Below are 2,207 nucleotides of genomic sequence, written 5' to 3'. Positions count from 1 at the left end.
GCCCGGGGCGGGCCCGGCGGTCCGACCGCCCGGGGCCGCCCCGGACGTCGCCTCCTCCGGACCGGGCACGGGCCGGCGCCCGCTCGGTGACCGGCGCCGGGACAGGGCAGGCGGCGACCCGGCCGGCCGGCTGCCCGGTGGCGGGTGCGGCGTCCCTGACGGGGCAGACGCCACGTAAGGGAAACGTACGGATTTCGCACGGAACGGCGCGGGCCGGGCATTTTCGTCGGGCCCGGTCCGTTGTCGGCTTGTTCGCGTACGGTTGCACGCGGCACACCACCCATCTTCTTCTCAGGCGGTGCACAGCATGTTGCTCACGGGATTCGGCTTCGTCCTCTTTCTGATCAGCGTGTTCCTGCTGCTCTTCGGCATCGTCGCGCTCGTGATCGCAGCGACCACGCGCGAGGACGCCTACCGCGCCACGGACAAGAAGACGAAGAAGTTCTGGGTCGCGATCCTCGCGGCCGTCGTCGCGGTGAACGTGCTGCCGACGCTCGGCGTCCCGATCCCGTTCGTGACCATGTTCCAGATCGCGGGCCTCGTCGGCACGATCGTCTTCATGGTCGACGTGCGGCCCGCCGTCCGCGCCATCAGCGGCGGGGGCCGCTTCGGCCGGGGCCGCGGAGGGCGGCGCGGCGGGGGCGGCTCCAGCAGTGACGGCCCCTACGGCCCGTACAACGGCCGCCGCTGACCCACGACCCGCTGACGGACCCGCCGACGCGCCGACGCGCCGACTCGACGACCCGCTGACGCACGCGCCGACCCGCCGTCCGCCGTGATGGCCGCCGACCCGCTGTCCGTCGTGGCCGGATGCGTCACGGCCACGCCCACGGCCACCGCCCCGGGCTCGGCGGCCTCTGCGCGGGTTCTCCCGAGGGTGCGGACTACCGTCCCGCCGGGACGGCGAGCGCGGGCGGCGCGGGTGCGATCTCGCCGCGCCCCAGGAGCAGCACCGCCACGTCGTCCGTGAGGTCCCCGCCGTTCAGCTCCTCGACCCGGGCCAGCGCCGCCTCGATCAGGTCGTCGCAGCGCAGGCCCTCGGCGAGGTGCTCGTTGACCATGCCGGCCATGCCGTCCTCGCCGAGCCGGCTGGTCGAGCCCGCCCCGACCCGGCCCTCGATCAGGCCGTCCGTATAGATCATCAGGTCCCACGCGTCGCCGAGCTCGACCCGCTGGCTGGGCCACCTGCCGCCGGGCAGCAGCCCGAGTGCGGGGCCGCTGCACTCGTACGACATCAGCCGGGCCTCCTGGCCGCTGCGCGCGATCAGCGGTGCGGGATGGCCCGCGAGCCGGACCTGGGCGCTGCGCCCGTCCGGCGCGATGTCCACCGCGCACAGCGTCGCGAAGATCTCCTCGCTCTCCCGCTCGTGTTCGAGCACCTGCTGGAGCGTCGCGAGGAGCTGGTCGCCCTCCATCCCGGCGAGCGTGAGCGCGCGCCAGGCGATGCGCAGCTCCACGCCGAGCGCGGCCTCGTCGGGGCCGTGCCCGCAGACGTCGCCGATCACGGCGTGGACCGTGCCGTCGGGCGTGCGGATCGTGTCGTAGAAGTCGCCGCCGAGCAGGGCCCGCGAGCGGCCGGGGCGGTAGCGCGAGGCGAAGCGCAGCTCGGAACCGTCCAGCAGCGGGGTCGGCAGCAGCCCGCGTTCCAGGCGGGCGTTCTCCTGGGCGTGCAGGCGGGACTCGGTGAGCTGGCGCTGGGCGCCGTCGGCCCGCTTGCGCTCGACGGCGTAGCGGATGGCGCGGCTCAGCAGCCGTCCGTCCAGCTCGTCGCGCAGCAGGTAGTCCTGCGCGCCGGCGCGGACGGCCGCCGCGGCCCGCTCGGCGTCGCCCTCGGCGGCGAGCGCGAGCACGGCGTGCCGGGGCGCGAGCCGCAGGACGCGGCTGAGCGGGCCGAGCCCGTCCTCCGGGAGGGCGCGGGTGCCGCCGGCAGGCAGCGCCAGGTCGACGAGGATGCAGTCGATGTCGTCGGTCAGCAGCCGGGCCGCCTCGGTGAGGTTGCGCGCGGTGCGGATGCGCACCCGCGTCCCGCCGCCCTCGGGCAGCTCGGGCACGCTGAACGGGCCCGTCGGGTCGTCCTCGATCACCAGCAGGGTGAGGTCCCGGGGCACCGGCGGGTGCCGGTCCTCGGCCGCGGCGCAGTCGTCGGGGCCGCCCGCCGCGTCCTCGGTGCCGCCGGCGGCACCGGCCGTGTCCGGCTCGCCGCGCCG

The 2,207-nt window shown here is 76.0% G+C and carries 2 protein-coding genes; one reads left to right on the top strand and one right to left on the bottom strand.

The window, feature by feature from the left end; genetic code table 11:
* Positions 1–307 precede the first annotated feature (307 nt).
* Positions 308–691 (top strand): DUF2516 family protein, encoded by a 384-nt coding sequence (locus L1885_RS27385; RefSeq protein ID WP_235799839.1) that lies wholly within the window; start codon positions 308–310, stop codon positions 689–691.
* Positions 692–884: 193 nt separating this feature from the next.
* Here the strand turns inward: L1885_RS27385 and L1885_RS27380 are convergent, their stop codons facing one another.
* The gene (locus tag L1885_RS27380) at positions 885–2,108 is read right to left on the bottom strand and encodes a PP2C family protein-serine/threonine phosphatase (RefSeq protein ID WP_235799840.1); all 1,224 of its coding nucleotides are present in this window, start codon (positions 2,106–2,108) and stop codon (positions 885–887) included.
* Positions 2,109–2,207 lie beyond the last annotated feature (99 nt).

It is taken from the genome of Streptomyces fuscigenes, assembly GCF_021556455.1.
GTDB classification, from domain to species: Bacteria; Actinomycetota; Actinomycetes; order Streptomycetales; family Streptomycetaceae; genus Streptomyces; species Streptomyces fuscigenes.
The sequence above is the reverse complement of the archived record's forward strand: the minus strand, read 5'-3'. Positions and strand labels throughout refer to the sequence as shown.

Bases quoted from the DNA above. Each gene is read 5' to 3' on its own strand.
- L1885_RS27385 (WP_235799839.1), top strand. From the start codon at position 308: ATGTTGCTCACGGGATTCGGCTTCGTCCTCTTTCTGATCAGCGTGTTC.